The organism is Pseudomonas eucalypticola (assembly GCF_013374995.1).
GTDB classification, from domain to species: domain Bacteria; phylum Pseudomonadota; class Gammaproteobacteria; order Pseudomonadales; family Pseudomonadaceae; genus Aquipseudomonas; species Aquipseudomonas eucalypticola.
In genome coordinates, this window is sequence record NZ_CP056030.1 from 5,454,180 (window position 1) to 5,474,835 (window position 20,656).

Genomic DNA, 20,656 nt, shown 5'->3' on the forward strand with positions numbered 1-20,656 from the left:
CCTCAAATTTTGGCTGGGGCCAGTTGCTCGACCGGTTTGCGCGAGCCTTTGCTCGGCGGGTCGGTCAACTCGACCCGTTTGATCTGGCCAACAATCACCAGGTAACTGATCACGGCTACCAGTGCGTTGGCGCCGACGAACACCAGGGCCCACTTGAACGAGCCGGTGGTGCTGATGATGTAGCCGATGACGATGGGCGTGGTGATCGAAGCGATGTTGCCGAACATGTTGAACAAGCCACCGCTCAGGCCGGCGATCTGCTTGGGCGAGGTGTCCGACACCACCGCCCAGCCCAGTGCGCCAACCCCTTTGCCGAAGAACGCCAAGGCCATGAAGCCCACGACCATCCACTCAATGTCCACGTAATTGCAGGCCACGATGGTGGTCGACAGCAACAGGCCACCGATGATGGGCGCCTTGCGGGCGAACGTCAGGGAATGGCCGCGGCGCAGGAGCCAGTCGGAAATGATGCCGCCGAGTACGCCGCCGATGAAACCGCAGATAGCGGGCAGCGAGGCGATGAAGCCAGCCTTGAGGATGGTCATGCCCCGTTCCTGCACCAGGTATACCGGGAACCAGGTCAGGAAGAAATAGGTGATGCCGTTGATGCAGTACTGGCCCAGGTACACCCCGAGCATCATGCGGTTGGTCAGCAACTGGCGCACGTAGTCCCATTTCGGTCCTTCGCGCTTGCCCTTGGGCTTGTCGTCCATGTCGACCATGCCGCCATTGCCAGCGATGTGTTCCAGCTCCGCCCGGTTGATCATCGGGTGCTGGCGCGGGCTGTGGATGACTTTCAGCCAGACCAGGGAGAACACGATACCGATGCCGCCCATGATCATGAACACATGCTGCCAACCGAAGGTGAACACGATCCAGCCCATCAGCGGCGCGAACAGCACGGTGGCGAAGTATTGCGCGGAGTTGAATATCGCCGAGGCGGTGCCACGTTCAGCGGTGGGAAACCACGCGGCGACGATGCGCGCGTTGCCTGGGAACGATGGCGCTTCGGCCAGGCCCACCAGGAAACGCAGCATGAACAGCGCGACCACCGCGGTGGACACGCCGAAATCACCGACGAAGCCTTGCATCACGGTGAACAGTGACCAGGTAAAAATGCTCAGGGCGTAGACCTTCTTCGAGCCGAAGCGGTCCAGCAGCCAGCCACCGGGAATTTGCCCGGCCACGTAGGCCCAACCGAAGGCAGAGAAGATGAAACCCAGGGTGACGGCGTCGATGCCGAGGCTTTTTTGCAGGCTGGAACCGGCAATGGCGATGGTCGCACGGTCGGCGTAGTTGATCGTGGTCACGACAAAAAGCATGAGCAGGATCAAATAGCGGACGTGCGTCTGCTTGGCGGCTTGCATGAAGGTGTACTCCCACTGATTATTTTTTTTAACGCGGGTCTTTCATTCACGGTGTCACAGTGCGGGAACTGCCTTGCCAACGCGCTTTCACGGCCTCGAAAACTCGCTGGCAAGCCAGCCCCACAGGCTTGCTGCAGGCGCGTCTTGAGCTTACTGCGGGCCCATCTTGTCCATCAGGGCGGCGAGCATTTCGTACTCTTCGCCGGTCAGGTCGGTCAGCGGGGTGCGCACGGGGCCTGCGTCGTAACCGGCGATCTTGGCGCCTGCCTTGACGATGCTGACGGCATAGCCCGCTTTGCGGTTGCGGATGTCCAGGTACGGCAGGAAGAAGTCGTCGATCAGCTTGCCAACGGTGGCGTGATCGTCGCGGGCGATGGCGTGGTAGAAGTCCATCGCGGTTTTCGGGATGAAGTTGAACACCGCCGAGGAGTAGACCGGCACGCCCAGCGCCTTGTAGGCCGCGGCGTAGACTTCGGCGGTAGGCAGGCCACCCAGGTAGCTGAAGCGGTCGCCCAGGCGGCGGCGGATGGACACCATCAGTTCGATGTCACCCAGGCCGTCCTTGTAACCGATCAGGTTCGGGCAGCGCTCGGCCAGGCGTTCCAGCTGCGTGGCATTGAGGCGGCACACGTTGCGGTTGTAGACGATCACGCCAATGTTCACCGACTTGCACACCGCTTCCACGTGGGCAGCGACGCCGTCCTGGCTGGCTTCGGTCAGGTAGTGCGGCAGCAGCAACAGGCCCTTGGCACCCAGGCGCTCGGCTTCCTGGGCGTATTCGATGGCCTGGCGAGTGGCACCGCCGACGCCGGCCAGGATAGGTACGCTCTTGGCGCAGGTATCGACTGCCGTCTTGATGACTTGCGAATACTCGCTGGCAGCGAGGGAGAAGAACTCACCGGTACCGCCGGCAGCGAACAGCGCGCTGGCGCCATAGGGGGCCAGCCACTCCAGGCGCTTGATGTAGCCAGAGCGGTCGAAGTCGCCCTGGGCATTGAAATCGGTCACCGGGAAAGACAGCAGGCCGGCGGAGAGGATGGACTTCAGTTCTTGTGGATTCATTATTCGAACACCCTGGTTTGCATGGAATGTGCGCTCAGCCTTCGCTGATGTCGTACGTCATCGTACAACTGAAATAACGAATGCTCAATAGGGTGTGCGACGAAATGTCATGGGATTGCGGCGGCCGCTTCCCGAGCAAGCCGGCAAGCAGGCACAGCCTTCGGTGGCACCGCAGGTCTATCTGCAGTGCCACCAAAGGCTGAGTGCTGGAGGCTATTGATTAAACGGCCGCGAAAGGTGTGGGACCGAGCGTGCTCGGGAAGCAGGTACAACCGACCTAGGCAGTCGCCTGCGCTTCTTCATGAGCCTGGCGCAGCCGCTCGCGGCTGTTGGTCAGGTGCAGGCGCATGGCCGCGCGGGCGGCATCGGAGTCCTGACGGGCGATGGCCTCGTATATCTCTTCATGCTCGCGGCTCAGGCGGCTCATGTAGTGCTGCTGGTCATCATGGGCCAGGCGCGCGGAGTTGAGCCGGGTACGCGGAATGATACTGGTGCCCAGGTGGGTCATGATGTCGGTGAAGTAGCGGTTGCCGGTGGACAGGGCGATCTGCAGGTGGAACTGGAAGTCCGAGGCCACTGCATCGCTGGCGTGGGCCGCGCTCTCAGCCAGGGCGTCCAGCGCCGCGCGCATGGCGGCCAGTTGCTCGGGCGAGCGGCGCTGGGCAGCCAGCCCTGCCGACTCCACTTCCAGGCTGATGCGCAATTCCAGCACCGCCAGCACGTCACGCAAGGTGACGATGGTGGCGGGGTCGATACGGAAGCCGCTTGGGCTGGGCGTGTCGAGCACGAAGGTGCCGATGCCATGGCGGGTTTCCACCTGCCCCGCCGCCTGCAGGCGCGAAATGGCTTCACGCACCACGGTGCGGCTGACGCCCTGCTCCTGCATGATCGCCGACTCGGTGGGCAACTTGTCGCCGCGCTTGAGCTCACCCTTGAGGATGCGCTCGGTCAGCACGGTGACCAGTTCCTGGGCAAGGCTGCGGGGCTTGCGGCGCCCGCGCGGCTGGGCGGTTGGGGTATCCATGGCGAACTTCTTATCTCGAAATCACGTTGATAGGCGCATCATAGCGCATTCCAGTCGTACGACCACAGTTCACACCGTGGTCGCCTCCCCCATCGCCTGTGGCTGCAAATGCCCGCCTTCCAGGCGAATATGCCGGGAGTGGAAGCGCTTGAGGCTGCTGCGGTGGCCGACGCTGATCAGGGTCAGCCCCGGCAGTTCATCGATCAGCGCCTGGTACAGGCTGGCCTCGTCTTCCTCGTCCATGGCCGACGTGGCTTCGTCCAGGTACAACCACTGCGGCGCGTACAACAGCGTGCGGGCGAATGCTACGCGCTGCTGCTCACCCGGCGACAGCAGGCTTTGCCAGTGGGCCGGTTCGTCCAGCCGCTCGATCAGTTGCGGCAGGCGGCACAGCTGCAGGACGTGGGCGTAGCGCTCTTGGCTGTACACATCACCCGGCTGTGGATAACTCAAGGCCTCGCGCAGGGTGCCGATGGGCAGGTACGGCTTCTGGGGCATGAACATCGTGCGCCCTTCGGGCATGTCGATGCGGCCCCGGCCGTGGGTCAACAAATTGCCCATGGCCCGCAACAAGGTGCTCTTGCCACTGCCGGAGCGGCCGCTGAGCAGCACACGGTCGCCGGCAGCGACGTCCAGGGCGGCGTTTTGCAGCAGTTGGCGACCGTTGCCCAGGGTCAGGTCCAGGTCCTTGATGTGCAGCTGGTGCCCGTGGCGCTTCACCTCCACGCCCGGCGCGCGCTGTTCGTTGTCGTCCATGGCCTGGCGGAAACTCAGCAGACGGTCGCACGTGGCGCGCCAGGTGGCCAGGTCGGTATAGGCATTGATGAACCAACTGAGGCTACCCTGCACGCTACCGAAGGCATCGGCTACCTGCATGAGCACGCCCAGCTCGATGGCCCCGGAGAAATAGCGCGGCGAGGCCACGACGATGGGGAAAATGTTGGCGATCTGCGCGTAACCATTGGTGAAGATATTCATGCGCTTCTGCACGCGCATGATCGCCCAGTAATTTTTCCAGATCTGGTTGAAGCGCGCGCTCAGGCGCTGGTTTTCCACAGGCTCGCCGTCCAGCAGGGCGATGGTCTCGGCGTTTTCGCGCACTCGGATCAAGCCAAAACGCAGGTCGGCCTCGAAACGTTGCTGGTTGTTGCTCAAACTGATCAGGCGGCGCCCCAACAAATGGGTGATCAGGCTGCCGGCCAGGGCGTACAGGAATGCGGCCCAGAACATGTACCCGGGGATGTTGATGCCGAACAGCTCGATAGTGCCGGAAATACCCCACAGGATCACCGAAAACGACACCAGGTTGACGATGTTGCTGATCAGCCCCAGGCCGATGCTCAGGGTATCGGAAGTGAAATCGCGCAAGTCTTCGCTCAGGCGCTGGTCAGGGTTATCGGTAACGCCCTGCTGCTCCAGGCGGTAGTAGCTCTTGTGCGCCAGCCACTGCTTGAAGTGTTTCTCGGTGAGCCAGCGCCGCCAGCGGATGGTGAGCATCTGCGTCAGGTAGATGCGCGTCACCCCCATGGCGATGTACACCGCCGCCATGCCACAGAAATACAGGATCAGCTGAATGAACTGCTCATAATGTTTTTCCTGCAGCGAGTTGTACATGTCGCGGTTCCAACTGTTGAACCACACCGACATGGCCACGCTGGCCAGCGACAACACAATGATGGTCACCAGCAGCGACCAGGCTTTGCCCTTTTCTTCGCTTTTCCAGTACGGGGTAATCAGTTTCCAGACCCGGCGGGCAAAATGACCGCGCACGGCGTCGTTGACCGCGGAGTGTTCAGCGTTCTGATTCATGTAGGAACTCGATGATGGAAGGCCCGCGCACGCGCATCGATCCTGATGCGCAGCGAGGCGAAATCAACAAGGGGCAGGCGCTCAGCGCCGAACCGGGCGCTTCTGCAGTTTGCGCTGCAGCGTTCGCCGATGCATGCCCAGGGCGCGGGCAGTGGCGGAGATGTTGCCTTCGTGCTCGGTGAGCACGCGCTGGATGTGTTCCCACTGCAGGCGGTCCACCGACATGGGGTTTTCCGGCACCAGGGTGTCCAGGTCGGCGTGCTCGGACAGCAGAGCCGCCAGCACGTCGTCGGCGTCGGCCGGCTTGCACAGGTAGTTGCAGGCACCGCGCTTGATGGCTTCCACCGCGGTGGCGATGCTGGAGTAACCGGTCAGGATCACCACGCGCATCTCCGGGTCCAATTCCAGCAGCTTGGGCAGCAGCACCAGGCCCGAATCGCCTTCCATTTTCAGGTCCAGGGCGGCGTAGTCGGGTACGTCGTCCTGGGCCAGCTTCAGCCCTTCGTCGGCGCTGGCGGCGGTGCTGACGCGAAAGCCCCGGCGGGCCATGGCGCGGGCCATGACGCGGGTAAAGGTCGAATCGTCATCGACCAGCAACAGATGCGGCAGCTCTTCGCCTTCGACCTGGTTTTCATCACTCATGTCTGTCTCCTCGGGCGTCACGGGGCAGGCGCAACTCGGTGAGTGTACCGCCCTGCTCATGACTATAGAGTTTTACCGAGCCGCCGGCGCGTGTCACGCTGGCCTTGCTCAAAAACAGGCCCAGGCCGAAGCCCTTGCCCTTGGTCGTAAAGAAAGGTTTGCCGATTTGCTCGGCGATTGCCAGAGGCACACCGGGGCCGTGATCGCGAATCACGATGAAGATATCTTCAGCGTTCCAGTCCAGGTGCACTTCCAGGCCTTCGGCGCAGGCGTCGGCGGCGTTGTTCAGCAGGTTGAGCAACGCCTGGGTGAGGTCCGGAGGTGGTGCCAGCTCGGGCACTTCGCCCTGGCCCAGGCGCTGGAAGCGGTAGGTGGCTTCCGGGCGCATCAGGTGCCAGCGGTTCAGGGCCTCGTCGAGCCAGGCGGTCACGGGCTGCTCCATCACCGCCATGCGCCGGTTGGCCTCGGCGGCGCGCACCAGTTGCTGCAGGGTTTCCTTGCACAGCTTGACCTGGTCCTGAAGCACCGCCAGGTCTTCCTGCAGGGCCGGGTCCGGGTGGTCCTGGCGCATTTCCTTGAGCAGCACGCTCATGGTCGCCAGCGGCGTGCCCAGTTCATGGGCGGCACCGGCGGCTTCAGTGGCCACGGCCAGCAATTGCTGGTCACGCAGCCCCTCTTCGCGCCGCTGAGCACGCATCTGCTCTTGGCGGCGCAGCTCCTCGGCCATCTTGGCGGCGAAGAAGGTAATCACCCCGGCCGCCAGGGCAAAACTCAGCCACATCCCGTAGTTCTGCAGGTTTTCCCGGGCGATCGGCAGCGTTGGCAGCGGGTAGAACCGCACCAGCAGCACCGAATAGCACGCCAGGGCAATACCCGACAGAATCACCGAATAGAGCCAGGGCAGTGTGACTGCCGCGATGGTCAACGGCACCAGGTAATACGACACGAACGGGTTGGTGGAGCCACCCGAGTAATACAGCAGGGCACTGTGCAACAGCAGGTCACAGGTCAACTGCAGGGCGTATTCCTGCTCGGTCACCGGGAGTGAAGCGCGCACTCGCAGTGCGGTCACGGTACACAGCAGCAACGACACGGCCAGGGTGGCGCTCAGTTGCAACCAGGGCAGCGGCAGCAGGTGCGTCAGGTAGGCGAAGCCCACCGACCCGGCTTGGGCGGCCAATACCAGAAAACGGATGAATGTCAGGCGCCAGAGGTTCTGGCGAGTAGCGGACAACGGCATAGATGGGGCGAGCATGAGCTCTCCTGATGAGCGCTCCAGGCAGATCGTTGCAAGTATAACCAACTCGGGGGCCAGGCAGACAAATGTGCGGCAAAGCGCCACAGCCCGCCATACAAACGGTTACACATCCGCGATGAACCGCCCCCGGACGACTACAGTCTTAGCGGTTTGCCCACAAGGAGCTCCCCATGCACATCTCCCGTCGCAGCGCTGCCCTCGTCCTCGGCGCCGGCCTGCTTGCCAGCCTGCCGGCCCTGGCCGACGAAGCGCCCCGCTACAATCAGATTTCCCTGCGTGCCGAAGTCAGCCGGGAAGTGCCGCGCGACCTGATGCTGGTCACCCTGTACAGCGAAGAACAGAACGCCGACCCCGCCAAGCTCGCCGCCCAGGTCACCGAGGCCATGAACAAGGCGCTTGGCAAAGCCCGTGAAGCAAAGGAAGTGAACGTCAGCCAAGGCAGCCGCAACAGCTACCCCATTTATGACGACAAGGGCCAGAAAATCACCGGTTGGCGCGAGCGGGCCGAGCTGCGCCTGGAAAGCGCCGACTTCCCGGCCCTGTCCACCCTGACCGGGCAACTGTTGCAAGACCTGAAGATGGGCGGCATGACCTTTACCCTGTCGCCCAAGACCCGCACCGCCAGCGAAGACGCCCTGCTCAAGGACGCCGTGGCCGCCTTCAAGGCCCGCGCCCAGCTGGCTACCGAGGCGTTAGGCGGCAAGGGCTACAAAGTGGTCAGCATGAACCTCAACAGCAGCGGCTACCAGCAGCCGTTCCCACGGGCGGCGATGATGATGAAATCGGCCATGGCCGACGCGGCGCCCACGCCTGAAGTGGAAGCGGGCACCAGTCAGGTCAGCATGAACGCCGACGGCACCATCGAAGTGCAGATGCCCTGACGGTCTGCGGCTACGGGTCATGCAGCGGATGGGGTAATCTGCGAGCCACACTGTATTCAGAGAGGCTTTCATGGACAAAACCGCCTTCAAACCCCTGCTGCTCGCCGCTGCCCTGCTGGCCGCACCGCTGGCCCAGGCCGCCGGCACGCTGGTCTACTGCTCGGAAGCGAGCCCTGCGGGGTTCGACCCCAGCCAATACACCAGCGGCACCGACTTCGACGCCTCGGCCGAAACGGTGTTCAACCGCCTGACCCAGTTCAAACGCGGCGGCACCGAGGTGGAACCGGGCCTGGCGACTTCCTGGGATGTGTCCAAGGATGGCCTGGCGTACACCTTTCACCTGCGCCAAGGGGTGAAGTTTCACACCACCGAGTATTTCAACCCTACCCGCACGTTCAATGCCGATGACGTACTGTTTACTTTCGATCGCCTGCTGAACCCCCAACAGCCGTTTCGGCAGGCCTACCCATCCGAGTCTCCATACTTCAACGACATGGACTTGAACACCACCATCAAGTCGGTGACCAAGACCGACGACAACACCGTGGTGTTCACCCTCAACCATATCGACGCCGCCTTCGTGCAGAACCTGGCCATGAGCTTCGCCTCAATCCAGTCGGCCGAGTACGCCAACCAGTTGCTCAAGCAAGGCAAGGCCGCGGACATCAACCAGAAGCCGATCGGCACCGGGCCGTTCGTGTTCAAGCGCTACCAGAAAGACGCGCAGATCCGTTACACGGCCAACAAGGACTACTGGAAGCCGGAAGACGTGAAGCTCGACAATCTGATCTTCTCCATTACCCCGGACGCTGCGGTGCGCTTGCAGAAGCTCAAGCGCGGCGAGTGCCAGGTCAGCGGCTACCCGCGCCCCGAAGACATCGAGGTGGCCAAGCAGGACCCGGATTTGCGGGTGCTCAGCCAACCCGGCTTCAACCTGGGCTTCCTGGCCTACAACGTGACCCACAAACCCCTGGACCAGTTGAAGGTGCGCCAGGCCCTGGACATGGCCATCGACAAGCCGGCGATCATCAAGGCGGTGTACCAGAGCGCCGGTCAGTTGGCCCAGAACGCCTTGCCACCGGCCCAATGGTCCTATGACCCGACCATCAAGGACGCCCCCTACAACCCTGACAAGGCCCGCCAACTGCTGAAAGAGGCCGGGGTCAAGGAAGGTACCACCATCGACCTGTGGGCCATGACCGTGCAACGCGCCTCCAACCCCAATGCGCGCATGTCTGCGCAGATGATCCAGAGCGACTGGGCCAAGATCGGTATCAAGGCCAACATCGTCAGCTATGAATGGGGCGAGTACATCAAGCGGGCCAAGGCCGGCGAGCATGACGTGATGATCTACGGCTGGACCGGCGACAACGGTGATCCGGACAACTGGCTGGGCGTGCTCTATAGCTGCGCCGCGGTGAAAGGCAGCAACTACGCCAAGTGGTGCGACCCTGCGTATGACAAGCTGATCCAGAAAGCCAAGCTGAGCGCCGACCGTGACGAGCGCATCAAGCTGTACCAGCAGGCCCAGCACATTCTCAAGGCCCAGGTGCCGATCACCCCGATCGCCAACTCCACGGTGTTCCAACCCATGCGCAAAGAAGTACAGGACTTCCGCATCAGCCCGTTCGGCCTGACGCCGTTCTATGGCGTCAGCGTGCAACAGTAGGCAGCTGCTCATCCTTCAAACCAGTCCTATCCATGCGCACCAAAACGGTGCGCATTGTTGACCGAATGATCAGTTTTCGGGCGAGCTACGCCCCAGAATAAACGTACGCAAACGTTCAACTGGGTCATTTCTTACACCGATGCGACATTCTAGTACGACCGTTCCACGTATGAGCCTTTCCCTCCGCCTAAAGTATTGCTTTGGGTATGCGGCCTGCATAAGTATCGGCGGGTCGACCCACAAGGTCCCCCTCAATCAAAAAACACAACAACTGAGGCCAACATGCTCAAACACGCGGTCATTCCGTTTCTGATCGGCGCCGGCATGCTTGCCAGTGCTCCTTTTGCCCTGGCAGCCCCCACCAGCCTGGTGTTCTGCTCCGAGGGCAGCCCGGCCGGTTTTGACCCGGGCCAGTACACCACCGGCACTGACTTCGATGCTTCGGCCGAAACCATCTTCAACCGCCTCAGCCAGTTCGAGCGCGGGGGCACCGCCGTGGTCCCAGGCCTCGCTACCCGCTGGGACGTATCCCCGGACGGCCTGACCTACACCTTCCACCTGCGCGAAGGGGTCAAGTTCCACACCACCGATTACTTCAAGCCGACGCGCGACTTCAATGCCGACGACGTGCTGTTCACCTTCAACCGCATGCTCGACAAGGACATGCCGTTCCGCAAGGCGTACCCCACGGAGTTTCCGTACTTCACCGACATGGGCATGAACGACAACATCACCAAGGTCGAGAAAGTCGACGACCACACCGTCACGTTCAGCCTCAAGACCGTCGACGCTGCATTCATCCAGGACATGGCGATGAGCTTCGCCTCCATCCAGTCCGCCGAATACGCCGCGCAGCTGCTCAAGGAAGGCAAGCCCCAGGACCTGAACCAGAAGCCCATCGGCACCGGCCCCTTCGTGTTCAGCGAGTACCAAAAGGACGCGCAGATCCGTTACAAGGGCAACAAGGAGTACTGGAACCCGTCTGACGTAAAGGTCGACAACCTGATCTTTGCCATCACCACCGACGCTTCGGTGCGCATGCAGAAGCTCAAGAAGAACGAGTGCCAGATCACTGCCTACCCGCGTCCGGCCGACATCGAGCCGCTCAAGGCCGACCCGAACCTGAAGATGCCTGAGCAGGCCGGTTTCAACCTCGGGTATATCGCCTACAACGTCACCCACAAGCCGTTCGACAACCTCAAGTTCCGCCAGGCGCTGGACATGGCGGTGAACAAGCAGCAGATCATCAAGTCGGTGTACCTGGGCGCCGGCCAACTGGCGGTCAACGCCATGCCGCCGACCCAGTGGTCGTACGACACCACCATCAAGGATGCGGCCTACGACCCCGAGAAAGCCAAGGCCCTGCTCAAGGAAGCCGGGGTACCGGAGGGCACCACCATCAACCTGTGGGCCATGCCCGTGCAGCGCCCCTACAACCCCAATGCCAAGCTGATGGCCGAAATGCTGCAGTCGGACTGGGGCAAGATCGGCATCAAGGCCAACATCGTCAGCTACGAGTGGGGCGAGTACATCAAGCGTGCCCACAACGGCGAGACCGACGCCATGCTGATTGGCTGGAGCGGCGACAACGGTGACCCGGACAACTGGCTGGGCACGCTGCTGGGCTGCGATGCTGTCAATGGCAACAACTTCGGCAAATGGTGCGACGCCGACTTCGACAAGCTGATCAAGGCGGCCAAGGCCACCTCCGACCAGGCCAAGCGCATCGAGCTGTACAAGCAGGCGCAACACCGCATGAAGGACCAGGTGCCGATCACCCCGATCGCCAACTCCACGGTCTACCAGCCGATGCGCAGCAACGTCGTGGACTTCAAGATCAGCCCCTTCGGCCTGAACTCGTTCTACGGCGTGGGTCTCGACGAAAGCAAGAAATAACCCTCGGCGTGCAGAAACTGGCTTGCCAGCGAGCTTTTCAGCCCGAAAAGCACGCTGGCAGGCCAGCGCTTCGACGATCGGTGCAAGCTCCCTTAAACCTTTGATTACTGCATTTTCAAGCAGGGCCCTCGTGCATTTCAGAAACGTCCTACAAGCCCCGGCGATTTCGCGCATTTACGGTCATGGCTGACGCCCCTAGTTTCGAACCCCTGCCCAATCGACCCGCGGGCACTTCGAACCAGACAACAAGGAATAGACCGTCATGCGTCATCATCACCTGGTTGCATCCCTATTGAGCGTCGGCCTGCTGGCCGAGATTCCGCTCGCCCACGCCAATGGCAAGAGCCTGGTATTTTGCTCCGAAGGCAGCCCTGCCGGCTTCGATATCGCCCAGTTCACCGGCGGTACCGACAACGACGCGGCCGAGCCGTTGTACAACCGCCTGACCGAGTTCGAGCGCGGCGGCACCGCCGTGGTCCCAGGGCTGGCCACGCACTGGGATGTGTCCGAGGACGGGCTGACGTATACCTTTCACCTGCGCGAAGGGGTGAAATTCCACAGCAACAAGGCCTTTACCCCCAGCCGCGACTTCAATGCCGACGACGTGCTGTTCAGCTTCAACCGCATGCTCGACCGCAACCACCCGTTCACCCAGGCCTACCCCACCGAATTTCCCTACTTCGGTTCAATGAGCCTGGACAAGAACATCGCCAAGGTGGAGAAAACCGGCCCCCACACCGTGGTGTTCACCCTGCGCAGTGTCGACGCTGCGTTCGTGCAGAACATCGCCATGAGCTTCGCCGCCATTCTTTCGGCCGAATACGCCGACCAACTGCTCAAGGCTGGCAAGGCCAGTGATATCAACCACAAGCCCATCGGTACCGGGCCTTTCGCACTGGCGCGCTACCAGAAGGATTCGCAGATCCGCTACAAGGCGCACGACCAGTACTGGGACCCCAGCAAGGTCAAGGTGGGACAGCTGATCTACTCGATCAACATCGACCCGTCGGTGCGCATCCAGAAGCTGCGCAAGAACGAATGCCAGGTCACCCTCAACCCACGCCCGGCCGACCTGGCGGTGCTGGAGGCTGACAGCAAGTTGAAGGTGCTGCAGGCGCCGGGCTACAACCTGGGCTACATCGCCTACAACGTGCAGCACCCACCGTTCGACAACCTCAAGGTGCGCCAGGCCATGGACATGGCCGTGAACAAGCAGGCCATCCTGGAGTCGGTGTACCAGCAAGCCGGGCAGCTGGCGGTCAATGCCATGCCGCCCACCCAGTGGTCTTACGACACCAGCATCAAGGACGCGCCATTCGATCCGGAAAAAGCCCGACAGCTGCTCAAGGAAGCCGGCATCAAGGAAGGTCATGAGTTCACCCTGTGGGCCATGCCGGTGCAGCGCCCCTACAACCCCAACGCCAAGCTGATGGCGCAGATGCTTCAGGCCGACTGGGCGAAAGTGGGCCTCAAGGCCCGCATCGTCAGTTATGAGTGGGGCGAGTACCTCAAGCGCGCCAAGGCCGGCGAGCACGACGTGATCCTGATGGGTTGGACCGGCGACAACGGTGACCCCGACAACTGGCTGGGCACCCTGTACAGCTGCGACGCCATTGGCAGCAACAACGCCGCCATGTGGTGCGACCCTGCCTATGACGCCCTGGTGAAGAAAGCCAAGACCCTCAACTACCAGGAGCAGCGCAGCGAGCTGTACCTGCAGGCTCAGCGGCGGCTGAAAGAACAGGTGCCGATCACTCCGATCGCCCACTCCACCGTCAGCCAACCCATCAGCGCCAAGGTGCAGGACTTCAAGGTCAGCCCTTTTGGCCGCAACTCTTTTGACGGAGTGTCACTGACCGACTGACCGTACAGGCCCAGAAGGTCCGGCCCTCGGCCGGGCACCTCCGCCCAGGGCAAGCCTTGCCACCATGAACGATGGCAAACGTTTGCAAACGTTGTTGTACCCAAAGTTGACCAGGCACCCGAATGTGCCCGGCATAAAAAAAAGAAAACCAAGGAGCTTCACCATGAACATAACAAGAAAAACCATGCTGGCATTGTCCATCAGCAGCCTGTCTGCCGTGGCCTTCGCCGACGAACCCAGCCAGGCCTTCACGCCCACCACGTTGAAGACCACCAGTGCCCAGGCCGAGGCTAACGGCTTCGTGGAAGACCAGAGCCTGTCGGGCTGGACACGCAACTGGTATGCCCGCGAACAGTCCAAACGGGGGCCACTGTTCACCCACAGCAAGGACGGCACCCGGGAGCCTATGAACAACCGTACCAACTGGCTGCAAGGTACCACGCTGAACTACACCTCTGGTTTCACCCAGGGCACCGTCGGCTTCGGTGTCGAGGCGGCGATGTACAACGTGGTGGCGCTGGAGCGCGGCAGTGCCCGCAACGGTGGTTCCAACAACCGCACGCTGGCTGACAGCGACGGCGACACCGTGGGCCAGTGGAGCAAGCTGGGCCTGGGCAACGTCAAGGCGCGGGTCTCCAACACCACCCTCACCCTGGGCCGCCAGGCCATGAACACGCCCATGGTCGCTACCATTGGCAACCGTGCCTTGCCGTCGAGCTTCGAAGGCGTGGCCATCGACAGCAAGGAATTCAACAATTTGTCGTTTCAGGCCGGCACGTTTGACCGCGTGTCGCCGCGTACCGAGCAGAGCTTGAGCAAGTTCCGCACCGAATACGGCGCCACCGGCGTGGAAACCGACCGTGTCACCACCGCCGGCGCCAACTACCAGCCGTTCGAAAGCCTGACCACTACCCTGTTCGCCACCCAGGCCGATGATTTCTGGAACCAGTACTACTTCGGTGCCGAACATGTGCTGGGCGACAGCGCGGTAGTAAGCCTGACCACCGGCCTGAACTACTACAAGACCCGCGATACCGGCGCCCGCAAGATGGGCAAGATCGACAACGACACCGGCAGCCTGTCGCTGACCGCCACGCACCAGGCCCACAGCCTGACCCTGGCGTACCAGCAGGTGAACGGCAACGAGTACTTCGACTACCTGCACGAAACCAACGGCATCTTCCTGGCCAACTCCCTGCTGTCGGACTTCAACGGCCCGAACGAGAAGTCCTTCCAGGTGGCCTACGGCCTGAACATGGCCCAGTACGGCGTGCCGGGCTTGAAATTCAATGCCTACACCGCCCGCGGCTGGGGTATCGACGGTACCCACTACACCGGCACCGCCTACGACGTGCGCAAGATGGATGGCGAGACCCACTATGAATATGGCGTGGGCACCAGCTACGTGATTCAGAGCGGCGCCCTGAAAGACACCAGCGTGCGGGCGACCTACACCGCCCACCGCGCCAGTGCCAACCAGGCTGATGGCAGCCTGGACGAATTGCGGATCGTGACCACGATTCCATTCAACATTCTTTAAGTAAACCGAGGCAAGCTGCAAGCAAAAGCCGTTCGCGGTGCTTGCAGCTTGAAGTTCAAAACCTGCAGCTCCCAGAGGGCCTATATGAAAGCGCTACCCCTTCGTGCCGCCATCGCGGCAGCCTTGTTCAGCGTGGCCGTCGGTATTTCGGCCAAGCCCCTGGTGGTCTGTACCGAAGCCAGCCCGGAAGGTTTCGACATCGTCCAATACACGGCGGCCACCACCGCCGACGCGTCGTCGGAAACCCTGTTCAACCGCCTGGCCAGCTTCAAGCCCGGCACCACCGACATCGAACCGGACCTGGCGCAAAGCTGGGACATCAGCGCCGACGGCAAGCGCTACACCTTTCACCTGCGCAAGGGCGTGAAGTTCCAGACTACCGATTACTTCAAGCCCAGCCGCGACTTCAACGCCGATGACGTGCTGTGGAGCTTCGAGCGCCAGCTCGACCCCAAGCACCCTTGGCACGACAAGGCCCCCATGGGCTTTCCCTATTTCGAAGCCATGGGCATGAAAGACCTGATCGACAGCATCGACAAGGTCGACGACTACACTGTTCGTTTCAACCTCAAGCGTCCCGAGTCGCCCTTCCTGAGGGACATGGCCATGGCCTTTGCGTCGATCTATTCCGCCGAATACGGCGACCAATTGCTCAAGGCAGGCAAGACCGGCGACATCAACAGCAAACCCATCGGTACCGGGCCATTCATTCTGGTGCGCTACAACAAGGACGCGATGGTGCGCTACAAGGCCAACCCCGACTACTACAAGGGTGTGCCGCCCAGCGAAGCGCTGGTGTTCGCCATCACCACCGACAGCAACGTACGCCTGCAGAAACTGCGCGCCAATGAATGCCAGGTGGCTGTGTACCCCAAGCCGGACGACATTCCCAGCATCAAGGCCGACCCGAACCTGCGCATCGACGAGATGGAAGCACTGATGACCAGCTACGTGGCCATCAACACCTCGCACAAATACCTGGGGGACGTGCGCGTGCGCCAGGCCATCGCCATGGCCCTGGACAAGCCCACCCTGGTCAAGACCCTGTTCGGTGAAGGGGGCGCCACCCAAGGCACCGGCCCCTACCCTCCGACCTTGCTGGGGTTCGACAAGACCATCGTTGAGCCGCCCCATGACCTGGACAAGGCACGGGCGCTACTCAAGGAAGCCGGGGTGCCGACCGGCACCCGTTTCACCGTATTCGTGCGTAACGGTAGCGGCCCCACCAACCCCAACCCCACGCTCGCGGCCCAGTTGTTGCAGGCAGACCTTGCCAAGATCGGTCTCAACCTCGATATTCGCGTGTTCGAGTGGGGGGAAATGGTCAAGCGCCTGAAACAGGGCGAACACGACATGGCCTTCTACGGTTGGGCCGGCGACAACGGCGACCCCGACAATTTCCTCAGCCCCAACCTGAGCTGCGACGCAGCCAGCAGTGGGGAAAACGCGGCACGGTGGTGCAACAAGGAGTTCGACAGTCTGCTAGCCCAGGCACGCGCCAGCAGCGACCCGACCGAACGCGCCCACGCGTACCAGCAAGCCCAGGCCATTTTCGCCCAGGACATTCCTTGGCTGAGCCTGGCTTACCCACGCTTATTCACTGCTTTGCGCAAAAACGTCGAGGGCTACCACATCAACCCCCTGACCAATAACAACTTCGCCACCACCCTGGTGAAGTAAAAAAGAAGAACACCTGCCCACACCCGCGATCGGGTCGTGGGCGGGCCATGCCTAACCGGCTGATGAGGTACCAATCAAGATGTTTAGTTTTATAGCCCGCCGTGTGGGATTGCTGATCCCGACCTTCTTCGGCATCACCTTGCTGACGTTCGCGTTGATACGCCTGATTCCCGGCGACCCGGTGGAAGTGATGATGGGCGAGCGGCGCGTCGACCCGGAAATGCACGCCCAGGCCATGGAGCGCCTGGGCCTGAACAAGCCACTGTATGCCCAGTACCTGGACTACATCGGCAACCTGGCCCACGGCAACCTGGGCGAATCCCTGCGTACCCGGGAAAGCGTGTGGCATGAGTTCCTGTCGCTGTTCCCGGCGACCCTGGAATTGTCCATCGCCGCGCTGATCTTCGCCGGCACCCTGGGGCTGCTGGCGGGGGTGATCGCAGCGCTCAAGCGCGGCTCACTGTTCGACCACGGGGTGATGGGCATTTCCCTGGCGGGCTATTCCATGCCGATCTTCTGGTGGGGTCTGATCCTGATCATGTTTTTCTCCGTCAGCCTGGGCTGGACCCCGGTGTCGGGGCGCATCGACCTGCTGTACGACATCGAACCCAAGACCGGCTTCATGCTCATCGACACATTGCTCAGCGACGAGCAGGGCTCATTCCTGGACGCCCTGCGGCACCTGATCCTGCCGGCTATCGTGCTGGGCACCATCCCGCTGGCAGTGATCGCGCGCATGACCCGCTCCTCGATGCTCGAAGTGCTGCGTGAAGACTACGTGCGCACCGCCCGCGCCAAGGGCCTGTCACCGGCCCGCGTAGTGTTCGTGCATGGCCTGCGCAACGCGCTGATCCCGGTACTGACGGTGTTCGGCCTGCAAGTGGGCACCCTGCTGGCGGGTGCCGTACTGACCGAAACCATCTTCTCCTGGCCCGGCGTCGGCAAATGGCTGATCGAAGCCATTGGCGCCCGGGACTACCCCGTCGTGCAGAACGGCATCCTGTTGATCGCCTGCCTGGTGATCCTGGTCAACTTCGTGGTGGACATCCTCTACGGCCTGGCCAACCCACGCATCCGTCATCAGCGCTGAGGGCTCGAACATGACTACCCCAACCCCTGCGGTCGTTGTCGACCAAAGCCTGCTGTACCCATCGCCCTACAAGGAGTTCTGGCAAGCGTTCGCCAAGAACAAGGGTGCCGTCGCCGGCCTGGCGTTCATGCTGCTGATCATCTTCTGCGCGCTGTTCGCGCCGTGGGTGGCGCCCCATGACCCCAGCGAGCAATTTCGTGATGCACTGCTGACCCCGCCCGTGTGGCTGCAGGGCGGCCAATGGCAGTACCTGCTGGGTACCGACGAGCTGGGCCGTGACCTGCTGTCACGGCTGATCCACGGTTCGCGCCTGTCGCTGCTGATCGGCCTGTCGTCGGTGGTGATGTCGCTGATCCCGGGTATCTTCCTGGGCCTGGTGGCCGGGTTCTTCCCGCGTGTCATGGGCCCCGGCATCATGCGCCTGATGGACGTGATGCTGGCCCTGCCCTCGCTGCTGCTGGCCGTGGCGATCGTCGCCATCCTCGGCCCAGGCCTGATCAACACCGTGATCGCCATCGCCGTGGTGTCGCTGCCGTCCTACGTGCGCCTGACCCGCGCCGCGGTCATGGGCGAACTGAACCGCGACTACGTCACCGCCGCGCGCCTGGCCGGTGCCAGCCTGCCGCGCCTGATGTTCGTCACCGTGCTGCCCAACTGCATGGCGCCGCTGATCGTGCAGGCCACCCTGAGCTTCAGCTCGGCCATCCTCGACGCCGCCGCCCTGGGTTTCCTGGGCCTGGGCGTGCAGCCGCCCACCCCTGAGTGGGGCACCATGCTGGCCTCGGCCCGCGACTACATCGAACGTGCCTGGTGGGTGGTGAGCCTGCCTGGCCTGACCATCTTGCTCAGCGTGCTGGCAATCAACCTGATGGGCGACGGACTGCGCGATGCGCTGGACCCGAAACTCAAGAATGCCGCCTGAGGGAACGACCATGTCACTGTTGCAAATCAAGAATCTGAACGTGCGCTTTGGCGACGCCAAGGCGGTGCCCGTGGTCGACGGCCTGGACCTGTCCGTGGACAAGGGTGAAGTGCTGGCCATCGTCGGCGAGTCCGGTTCCGGCAAGTCCGTGACCATGATGGCGCTGATGGGCCTGATCGATCACCCGGGCATCATCACCGCCGACGCCCTGGCGTTCGACGGCCGCGATATGCTCAAGCTCAGCGCCCGGCAGCGTCGCCAAGTAGTGGGCAAGGACCTGGCAATGATCTTCCAGGACCCCATGACCGCGCTCAACCCCAGCTACACCGTGGGCTTCCAGATCGAAGAAGTGCTGCGCCAGCACCTGGGCCTGTCCGGCAAGGCCGCGCGCCAGCGTGCCCTGGAGCTGCTGAAGAAGGTGGAGATTCCCGGCGCCGAAAGCCGCCTGGACGCCTACCCGCACCAGTTGTCCGGCGGCATGAGCCAGCGCGTGGCAATCGCCATGGCCATCGCCGGCGAGCCCAAGCTGCTGATCGCCGACGAACCCACTACCGCCCTGGACGTGACCATCCAAGCGCAGATCATGGAGCTGCTGCTCAACCTGCAACGCGAGCAGAACATGGCCCTGATCCTCATTACCCACGACCTCGCCGTGGTCGCCGAGACCGCCCAGCGCGTATGCGTGATGTACGCAGGCCAGGCGGTGGAAGTCGGCCAGGTGCCGCAGTTGTTCGATATCCCGGCCCACCCGTATACCGAAGCATTGCTCAAGGCGATCCCCGAGCACAGCGAAGGTGCCGAGCGCCTGGCCACGCTGCCCGGCATCGTGCCTGGCCGCTACGACCGGCCCCAGGGCTGCCTGCTGTCGCCGCGCTGCCCTTACGTGCAAGACAGCTGCCGCGCCCAGCGCCCCGGCCTGGACCCCAAGGCCCACAGCCTTGCCCGTTGCTTCTACCCGTTGAACCAGGAGGTGGCTTGATGGCCGTCGTACTCACTGCCCGCGACCTCACCCGTCACTATGAGGTCTCCCGTGGCCTGTTCAAGGGCCACGCCCTGGTGCGCGCCCTCAACGGCGTATCGTTCGAACTCGAAGCCGGCAAGACCCTGGCCGTGGTCGGCGAGTCCGGGTGTGGCAAGTCCACCCTGGCCCGGGCGCTTACCCTGATCGAAGAGCCCACTGCCGGTTCGCTGAAAATAGCCGGCCAGGAAGTGCACGGCGCTACCAAGGCCGAGCGCAAGCAACTGCGCAAGGACGTGCAGATGGTCTTCCAGAGCCCCTATGCCTCGCTCAACCCGCGGCAGAAGATCGGTGACCAACTGGGTGAACCGCTGCTGATCAACACCGACCTGAGCAAGGCCGAGCGCCGCGAAAAGGTCCAGGCGATGATGCAACAGGTGGGCCTGCGCCCCGAGCACTACCAGCGCTACCCACACATGTTCTCCGGCGGCCAGCGCCAGCGCATCGCCCTGGCCCGTGCCATGATGCTGCAGCCCAAGGTGCTGGTGGCCGACGAACCGACCTCGGCACTGGACGTCTCCATCCAGGCCCAGGTACTGAACCTGTTCATGGACCTGCAGAAGGAGTTCAACACCGCCTACGTGTTCATCTCCCACAACCTGGCGGTGGTACGCCACGTGGCTGATGACGTGCTGGTGATGTACCTCGGCCGCCCGGCGGAAATGGGTCCCAAAGAAGACATCTACAAACGCCCGCTGCACCCTTACACCCAGGCGTTGTTGTCGGCCACCCCGACTATCCGGCCGGACCCGGCCAAGCCGAAGATCAAGATCGTCGGCGAACTGCCCAACCCGCTCAACCCACCGTCGGGCTGCGCCTTCCATAAACGCTGCCCGCATGCCACCGAGCGTTGCGCCAGCGAAGTGCCCGAGCTGCGCCAGGTAGATACCCGTCAGGTGGCGTGCCACTATGCCGAGCAGTTTCTGAACTGATT

General features: G+C 62.5%; 16 protein-coding genes. 10 read left to right on the forward strand and 6 right to left on the reverse strand.

Annotated elements, in window-relative coordinates; translation table 11 throughout:
• Window positions 1–2: 2 nt before the first annotated feature.
• From HWQ56_RS24380 to HWQ56_RS24405, 6 genes are all read right to left on the reverse strand, one after another.
• Entirely contained in the window at window positions 3–1,367 is a 1,365-nt protein-coding gene (locus HWQ56_RS24380) for an MFS transporter (protein ID WP_176571963.1), read from the reverse strand.
• Between the two features lie 150 nt (window positions 1,368–1,517).
• Window positions 1,518–2,429, reverse strand: a complete 912-nt coding sequence (gene kdgD / locus HWQ56_RS24385) for a 5-dehydro-4-deoxyglucarate dehydratase (protein ID WP_158155148.1) — start codon at window positions 2,427–2,429, stop codon at window positions 1,518–1,520.
• A gap of 277 nt (window positions 2,430–2,706) precedes the next feature.
• The gene (locus tag HWQ56_RS24390) at window positions 2,707–3,453 is read right to left on the reverse strand and encodes a FadR/GntR family transcriptional regulator (RefSeq protein WP_158155146.1); all 747 of its coding nucleotides are present in this window, start codon (window positions 3,451–3,453) and stop codon (window positions 2,707–2,709) included.
• Window positions 3,454–3,522: 69 nt separating this feature from the next.
• Window positions 3,523–5,262, reverse strand: a complete 1,740-nt coding sequence (locus HWQ56_RS24395) for an ABC transporter ATP-binding protein/permease (protein ID WP_176571964.1) — start codon at window positions 5,260–5,262, stop codon at window positions 3,523–3,525.
• 81 nt (window positions 5,263–5,343) lie between these two features.
• Window positions 5,344–5,904, reverse strand: coding sequence for a response regulator transcription factor (locus tag HWQ56_RS24400; RefSeq protein ID WP_158155142.1), 561 nt, complete (start codon window positions 5,902–5,904; stop codon window positions 5,344–5,346).
• Window positions 5,897–7,159, reverse strand: coding sequence for an ATP-binding protein (locus HWQ56_RS24405; protein ID WP_158155140.1), 1,263 nt, complete (start codon window positions 7,157–7,159; stop codon window positions 5,897–5,899). Before HWQ56_RS24405 ends, HWQ56_RS24400 begins: the two co-directional genes overlap by 8 nt.
• Before the next feature lie 173 nt (window positions 7,160–7,332).
• Here HWQ56_RS24405 and HWQ56_RS24410 point away from each other — a divergent pair, with 173 nt between their 5' ends.
• The 10 genes from HWQ56_RS24410 (at window position 7,333) to HWQ56_RS24455 (ending at window position 20,654) form a co-directional block, all read left to right on the forward strand.
• Window positions 7,333–8,043 carry an SIMPL domain-containing protein gene (locus HWQ56_RS24410; protein ID WP_176571965.1) on the forward strand — a complete coding sequence of 237 codons (711 nt, stop codon included), beginning with the start codon at window positions 7,333–7,335 and terminating at the stop codon, window positions 8,041–8,043.
• Window positions 8,044–8,113: 70 nt separating this feature from the next.
• Window positions 8,114–9,712 (forward strand): ABC transporter substrate-binding protein, encoded by a 1,599-nt coding sequence (locus HWQ56_RS24415; protein ID WP_176571966.1) that lies wholly within the window; start codon window positions 8,114–8,116, stop codon window positions 9,710–9,712.
• A 282-nt stretch (window positions 9,713–9,994) separates the two neighbouring features.
• Window positions 9,995–11,608 (forward strand): ABC transporter substrate-binding protein, encoded by a 1,614-nt coding sequence (locus HWQ56_RS24420; RefSeq protein WP_176571967.1) that lies wholly within the window; start codon window positions 9,995–9,997, stop codon window positions 11,606–11,608.
• A gap of 262 nt (window positions 11,609–11,870) precedes the next feature.
• Window positions 11,871–13,472: an ABC transporter substrate-binding protein gene (locus tag HWQ56_RS24425; protein ID WP_176571968.1), complete on the forward strand. Its 1,602-nt coding sequence runs from the start codon at window positions 11,871–11,873 to the stop codon at window positions 13,470–13,472.
• A gap of 163 nt (window positions 13,473–13,635) precedes the next feature.
• The gene (locus HWQ56_RS24430; protein WP_158155130.1) at window positions 13,636–15,012 is read left to right on the forward strand and encodes an OprD family porin; all 1,377 of its coding nucleotides are present in this window, start codon (window positions 13,636–13,638) and stop codon (window positions 15,010–15,012) included.
• 84 nt (window positions 15,013–15,096) lie between these two features.
• Window positions 15,097–16,692, forward strand: a complete 1,596-nt coding sequence (locus HWQ56_RS24435) for an ABC transporter substrate-binding protein (protein WP_158155128.1) — start codon at window positions 15,097–15,099, stop codon at window positions 16,690–16,692.
• Window positions 16,693–16,771: 79 nt separating this feature from the next.
• Window positions 16,772–17,782 carry an ABC transporter permease subunit gene (locus HWQ56_RS24440; protein WP_158155126.1) on the forward strand — a complete coding sequence of 337 codons (1,011 nt, stop codon included), beginning with the start codon at window positions 16,772–16,774 and terminating at the stop codon, window positions 17,780–17,782.
• Between the two features lie 10 nt (window positions 17,783–17,792).
• Window positions 17,793–18,704 (forward strand): ABC transporter permease subunit, encoded by a 912-nt coding sequence (locus HWQ56_RS24445; protein ID WP_158155124.1) that lies wholly within the window; start codon window positions 17,793–17,795, stop codon window positions 18,702–18,704.
• A 10-nt stretch (window positions 18,705–18,714) separates the two neighbouring features.
• On the forward strand, window positions 18,715–19,683 hold the full coding sequence (locus HWQ56_RS24450; protein ID WP_158155122.1) for an ABC transporter ATP-binding protein: 969 nt from the start codon (window positions 18,715–18,717) through the stop codon (window positions 19,681–19,683).
• On the forward strand, window positions 19,683–20,654 hold the full coding sequence (locus tag HWQ56_RS24455) for a peptide ABC transporter ATP-binding protein (RefSeq protein ID WP_158155120.1): 972 nt from the start codon (window positions 19,683–19,685) through the stop codon (window positions 20,652–20,654). The genes HWQ56_RS24450 and HWQ56_RS24455 overlap by 1 nt, the downstream gene beginning before the upstream one ends.
• Window positions 20,655–20,656 lie beyond the last annotated feature (2 nt).